At 74.6% G+C, this 6505-nt stretch carries 4 protein-coding genes; 3 read left to right on the top strand and 1 reads right to left on the bottom strand.

Annotated features, from left to right (window positions below; genetic code table 11):
* Positions 1-372 precede the first annotated feature (372 nt).
* From AB8Z75_RS29715 to AB8Z75_RS29705, 3 genes are all read left to right on the top strand, one after another.
* A complete protein-coding gene (locus tag AB8Z75_RS29715; protein ID WP_181856300.1) occupies positions 373-525 on the top strand; it encodes a hypothetical protein in 153 nt (50 codons plus the stop codon).
* A 131-nt stretch (positions 526-656) separates the two neighbouring features.
* Positions 657-2132: a lanthionine synthetase C family protein gene (locus AB8Z75_RS29710; RefSeq protein WP_369207367.1), complete on the top strand. Its 1476-nt coding sequence runs from the start codon at positions 657-659 to the stop codon at positions 2130-2132.
* A complete protein-coding gene (locus AB8Z75_RS29705; protein WP_369207365.1) occupies positions 2129-5437 on the top strand; it encodes a lantibiotic dehydratase in 3309 nt (1102 codons plus the stop codon). The genes AB8Z75_RS29710 and AB8Z75_RS29705 overlap by 4 nt, the downstream gene beginning before the upstream one ends.
* A gap of 118 nt (positions 5438-5555) precedes the next feature.
* Here AB8Z75_RS29705 and AB8Z75_RS29700 read toward each other — a convergent pair whose 3' ends face one another.
* Positions 5556-6311, bottom strand: a complete 756-nt coding sequence (locus AB8Z75_RS29700) for a dienelactone hydrolase family protein (RefSeq protein WP_369207363.1) — start codon at positions 6309-6311, stop codon at positions 5556-5558.
* Between the last annotated feature and the right edge of the window lie 194 nt (positions 6312-6505).

Genomic DNA, 6505 nt, shown 5'->3' with positions numbered 1-6505 from the left:
CTGCGCTCCGGTACACCACTCCCCCCCCCACGCCGGACACGAGGCGAGGCGCGACGGGTCGCCCCCCATGCCGGCTCCTGTACCGGCCCCGTGCCGGCTCCTGTACCGGCCCCGTGCCGGCTCCTGTACCGGCCCCGTGCCGGCTCCCGTGCCGGCTCCTGTACCGGCCCCGTGCCGGCACCCGTACCGGCCCCCGTGCCAACTCCCGCGCCGGCTCCCGTCGGCCCCAGATACCCAAGTGGTCCGCGTGGCGGGTGTGTTGACGCTCTCGGGGTGCTCGACTACGTTCCATGAAGCTCCGGTGAATCCGGCATTCACATACGCCGATTTCCCGGAGAGTCCCGTACGGGCCCCTTATTGAAGGGAAACACCATGAGCGAAGACCTGCTGGAAGACGAGTTCTCCCTCGACCTGCGTGTGGGTCACGCGGAGGTCTCGACCAGTTCCGCCGCTGCCACGAACAACGGCGGCTGCGCGACGTCACGCACGTCACTGTGCACCGACACACTCAGCGGGTGCTGCTGACACGTCACATCTGAGGTGACGCACCCGAGCGGAGCCACGCGGAGGGCCCCGCGGCCCCTGCACATCGGGGCCTGGTGAGCCCTCCGTCTGGTCATGAGCTTCACAGGGCTGAGAGAGGTAACGGCAAAGCCATGGAGTCTCGTTCGGCGGGGGGAGTGACCGACGACGAGGTTCTGCGGCTGGCTCGCGAGGTGGCTGACCGGCTCGTGGAATCGGCCGGCGACGCCGCGGGGAAAGCCGACCTCGCCGACGGCGCCCCCGGCATCGCGCTGGCCCTGCGCTATGCCGCCGAGGTCTTCGACGACGATCGCTACTTCACAACGGGCCAGCGCCACTTGCGGCGCACCGCCGAGGCGAGCGCCACCGCGCCCTTGCACGCGCCCGGTCTGTACCTCGGCACCGCGGGTGTCGTCTGGGCGGTGACCGAGTACGCCCGGCTGGAGCCGCGCTACCTCCCGACGCTCGCCACCATGACCGACCGGCTCGCCCGGCAGACGCTCGCGATCACGCTCCACACCGCCGCGGGCAGCGTCGCCTCGCACGACTACGACGTCATCGGAGGCGCGGCAGGCTGGCTCTCCGCGCTCCTCAAGGCCGCCGACGTCCTCGGCGGGCGCGCGACAGACGCGACCAGGGAGGCCACGGGCCGCCTCGCCGACTACCTGGTGGAGCTGACCCACGATGACGGCGGCACGCTCAGGTGGTTCTGCGCGCCCTCCCATTTCCCCAGCATTCCGGGGCCCGACGGGCAGCCGACGCCCCTTCCGGGATACGTGAAGAACTTTCCCGACGGCGTCTACAACCTGGGATTCGCCCATGGGCCCCCGGGCATCCTCGCCGCCCTCTGCCGCCCCGACATCGCCGGCGCGGCCGGCACCGCGGACTCGGGCGCACGGGCCCGCCGAGTGCGGCAGGGAGTCCGCGCCCTCGCCCGTACGCTCGCGCAGCTGCGCATCGACGGCCTGGACTACCCCGCGTGGGCCAACCTTCTGCTGCCCCACCCGGACTCCGGACGCCCCGACACCGGTGCTTCGCAGGTACCGGCCAGGAGCGCGTGGTGCTACGGCCCGCCCGGTGTCGCCGCGTCCCTGCTGTCGGCCTCGCCGGCCTGCGGCGACCCGGAGCCGGGCGACCTCGCGGTGGCCACGCTTCTCGGCGTCGAACGCACCCCCGCCGAGCAGCAGCGCGTCAACTCGCCCACGGTGTGCCACGGCCTGGCGGGGCTGGTCGCCATCTACGGCCGCGCCGCCGCGCAGACCGGCGTGCCGGACCTGTGGCGCATGCGCGACGCGTTCCTGTCGCGGATGTGCTCGTACGCGGACCAGAGCCACCCCTACCTCTTTCCCGACTACGACCCGTGGGGTGAACAGGAGCACAGCGCCGGCCTGCTGAACGGAGCGGCCGGAGTCCTGCTCGCCCTCCTCGGCACCGTCTCCGAGGCGGCGGCCGGGTGGGACGAGCTGCTGTTCCTGACCCCCAGGCCCCCGCGCGGGGACGCACCGGACGGGACCGAGGCGGGGACGAGACCGGAGGCGGGGACGAGACCGGAGGCGGGGACGAGACCGGAGACGGGGACGAGACCCGAGGGGAGCATGGGGGAGACATGAGCGAAGAGGCCGCCGACACCTACCGGGCCTGCGGGTTCTTCATGCTCAGGGCGCCCGCCCTGCCCGCGCGCCCGCTGCTCGAACTGCTCAGGTCGCTGCCGGCGGACGGCGACACCCTGAGTACGGACGCCTGGCAGGACGACTACGCGGAGCGGCTCCTCAAGCTGTGGTGGGCCCCGGGCGTGCCGGACGCGGTGCGGGCCGCCTCGCCCCATCTGGCGGACGCCGTCGAGCGGTTCGACACGCTCACCGGCAAGAGCCGGCGCAAGGCCGTCCGCGGTCTGGGCCGCTACCTGAACCGGATGAGCTTCCGCTCGACACCGTTCGGCCTCTTCGCGGGCGTGACCACCGGCGTGTTCGGCGCCGAGCAGCGCACCCTGCTCGGACATGGCGCCCTCGGCACGGCCCGCGCACGCGCGGACTCCGGATGGGTCATGCACCTGGTGAAGCGTCTCGCCTTCGGTGCGGAGCGCTCCCGTGACGACCTGCGGGTGCGGCGCAACGACCTGCTTCATGTGTCCCGCGGCCGGGTGTGGCTGTCCACCGCCGAGGGCTACGGACTCCACGAGGGCGCCGAGGCCGCTCACCCGGCCACGCACGGCGACGAGCAGCGCCCCACGCCTCAGGGGCGGCGCTCCGTCAGCGTACGGCTCACCGCGCCGATCCGGTCGGTGCTCGACCTCACCCGTACGCCGACGACGCTCGGCGACCTCACCGCCGCGCTCACCGAGGCCTACCCGACGGCCGGTCCCGAGCGCGTCGCGGCCCTGCTCGACGGCCTCGTCGACAGCGACATCCTCATCACCGTCGAGCGTCCCCGGCTGCTGGTCGCGCCGACCGCCCGCACGGACCGCGACGACTCGCTGCTGCGCTCGATGCTTCCGCCCGTCACCGACCCCGCTGTCGCGCGGGCGATCGACGAGGTGGAGGCGGCGGTCACCGCGTTCAACAAGGGCCGGCTCCCGGCACGGGAACTGCTCGACGCGGCGAGCGCGCCGATGCCCGAAGCCATCGGCGGCCACTCGGGCCCGACCCTCCAGATCGACGCGGCGCTGAACGCCGAAGCGCCTGTGGTGCTTCCACGGGCCGTGGCCGGCCTGGCCGAAGAGGCCGCCCACGTGTTGCGGCGCGTGGGCGCGGAAGACCGCTACCCGCCGCATCTCAAGGAGTACGCCGACGCCTTCGCCGAACGCTACGGCCACCGCTCCGAGATCCCTCTGCTGGAGGCGCTGACCCCGGAGACCGGCCTCGGCCCGCCGCGCAGGTACCGCTCCCCGGGACAGGCGTACCCGCTGCCAGGCGTCCTGCCGGAGCCGGCGGACCGGCCCGAGGTGCCGGACGGGTCGTCGCGGGAGGCCGTGCTGATCCGGCTGGTCACCGGGGCTCTGGCCCGCCGGGAGCTGAGCGTCCGGCTCGACGACCGGCTGTTCGACGAGCTCGCCGAGGCCTCGGCCGCCGAGGACGACCACCGGCCGCCGATGCCCGTCCTCGACCTGCACCTCGCCCTCCTGCCGCCGGGCCCCGGCCGTGAGCACTGGCGCGGTGTCTGCGGTACCGCCGGGGTGGGGATGGGCGGCCGGACCTTCTCCCGTTTCCACGACCTCCTCGACGACGGGACCCAGGCGTCGCTGCGGGAGCTGGCCGCCGCCGAGGAGCAGCGCCAGGGCGACGCCGTCTGCGCCGAGCTGTCCTCCCTCCCGCAGGACGCCCGGTCCATCAACGTCTCGATCCGCCCCACCGCGCACACGTGGGAACTGCCGGTCAACGTCACGCCGGGTCAGGACGAGAGCCGTGTGATCCGTCTGGACGACGTCCTCGTCGGCGTGGCCGACGGGAAGCTCTATCTGCGCAGCCGCACCCTGGGCCGGCGGCTGCACGTCACCGATCGCACGATGCTCACCTGGGCGGGCGCGCCGGACCCCTGCCGGTTCGTGCTGGAGGTCTCCGAGGCCCTCTCCAGCACGGTCTCGTGGTTCAGCTGGGAAGGTCTGGGCTGGACCATGCCGTTCCTGCCCCGCGTCGAACGGGGCAACCTGGTGCTGCGCCGGGCGCGGTGGCGGCTGCGACCGGGCGAGCTCACGCCGTCCGGCAGCCCCCGCGACGGCGACGGGCCGGCCGCCTTCGCCGACGCCGTCCGCGCCTGGGCGCAGACGTGGATGGTGCCCCGCCTGGTCAACATCGCCAGCAGCGACAACACCCTGCTGCTCGACCTCACCAGCGCCCCCTCCCTGCGCGAGCTGCGCGACAGCCTGGAACAGGCGCCGGAGGACGGACTCGTCCTGGAGGAGGCCCTGCCCGCGCCCGAGGAGGGCTTCTTGCGGGACGCCGCCGGGGAACCGTACGCCTCCGAGGTCGTGGTGCCGCTCGTACGGACCGGCGGGGACCCGGGCCGGGTGGCCCGGCACCTGCGGCCCCGCCCGGCCCGGGCCACCGCCGAGGACCCCGGTGCGCGGACCAAGCGGGTGGGCAGTGACTGGCTGGCGGTGAAGCTCTACGCCGAACCGGACGCGCACGACACGCTGCTGGGCGTCGGCCTGGCGGGCCTCACCGGGCGGCTGTCCGAACAGTACGGCGTGGCCGCCCCGTTCTTCCTGCGCTACGGCGATCCGGCCCCGCACCTGCGGGTGCGGTTCTTCGTGCCCGACGAGGGCACGCGGGGGGACGTGCTGCGCGAGGTCACCGCCTGGGCGTACGACCTCGCCCGGGGCGGCCACATCCGGGACCACACCTTCGTCACCTATCAGCGCGAGGTCGAGCGGTACGGCGGCCCCGAACTGATCGCCGACGCCGAGGAGTGCTTCCGGCAGGACAGCGCGGCCGTCGTCCAGCTCCTGAGGCACCTGCGCGCCTCCCCAACCGGCCTGCCCGGTCTGTCCGGCCTCGGTCTGGACGCCTCCGAGGAGCGTGCCGCGCTGGTCGCCCTGACCCTCGATGCGCTGTGCGCCTGCTTGGTCCCCGAGCCCGCGGCACGGCACGCCCTCGCCCGCCTCGCGGCGTCGCGCAACGCCGGAGGCGGCCTGTACCGGACGGCCGGGCGCGGCCTGTGGGCCGCCCGCACGGAAGACGGGCCGGCCCGCGAACTGCTCGACCGGGCCGCCGCGGCGTGGCGCCCGGCCGCTCAGCGGCTCACCCGCCGGATGGCCGAGCTGGAGGACGGCGGCGCACTCCACGCGGACCGCGGCGACATCGTGCTGGCCCTGCTGCACATGCACTGCAACCGCATGGGGCTGCGCCCCGCCGAGGAGGCGGCCTCCTACGGGGTGTGGCGGCGCCTCCTCGACCGGGCCGCGCACGCCCCCCGCTGAGCCGGGCCCCTTCCCGCTGAGCCGGGCCCCTGGGGTGTGGCCCTCGGGTATGGACCCGAGGTCTGGCCCCCCCCGGGGTGTGGCCCTCGGGGTGTGGCCCCTCACCGGGGTGTGGCTGTCACAGGGTCCTGCGGAACAGGTCGAGGAGGGCCTCCCAGTGACGTTCCTCCGCTGCCGGGTCGTGGGCGGCGGTGTCGGACTGGGTGAAGCCGTGCGGGGCGCCCTCGTAGACCTCGGTGCGGTGGCGCACGCCGGCCGAGGTGAGGGTGCGCTCGAGCAGCTCGACCTGCTCGGGCGGCATACCGGGGTCCTGGTCGGCGTGCCCGAAGTAGAGCTCCGCCGTGATCCGGTCGGCCGACAGGTGCGGGCTGTCGGGGGCGTCGGTGGCCAGGTTCGCGGCGTGGAAGCCCGCGGCGGCGGCGACCCGGTCGGGGTGGGCGCCGGCCGTGCGCAGGGCCAGGGCGCCGCCCATGCAGTAGCCCGTCACGCCCACGGGTCCTTCGGCCGCCTGCGCGAGCTCGGCGAGGTACCGCAGGTACGCGTCGGCGTCCCGCACGGCGGCCTCGGGCGTGAGCGCCTGGAACGCCGGCTGCAGGCTCGTGAAGAGGTCGGGGCGCTGCGCCGGATCGATGAAGTCGGGCAGCTGGACGACCGGAGCGCGCCCGGTGCGGTAGAAGACGTTGGGGACCAGGACCGTGTACCCGGCCGAGGCCAGACGGTCGGCGAAGGCCCGCAGAGCCGGGCGGATCCCGAAGGCGTCCATGTAGAGGAGCACCGCCGGGTGCGGGGCGCCGCCCTCGGGGTGCACGAGGTAGGCGTCGGCGGTGCCGTCCTGCGTCGTGATGTCCACGGTGGTTCCGCTTACGGTCGTCATGGTCCCTGTCTCCTCCTCGCTTCCACGTGGGCCCCTCGGGGGCCCACGCCGCTGTTCGTGCCGCCGTCCGGCTCGGGGCCGGGCGTACGGCGCGGGCTCCCCCCCCCCCCCCCCCCCCCCCCCCCCCCCGGGGCCGGGCGTGCGGCGAGCCCGCGCCGTACGCTACGCCGCGGCCTGCCGTGCCACGCCGGGGG

Origin of the sequence: Streptomyces sp. PU-14G (assembly GCF_041028275.1) — a bacterium.
In the GTDB taxonomy this organism is placed as follows: Bacteria; Actinomycetota; Actinomycetes; order Streptomycetales; family Streptomycetaceae; genus Streptomyces.
This window is presented reverse-complemented; position numbering and strand designations above follow the sequence as displayed.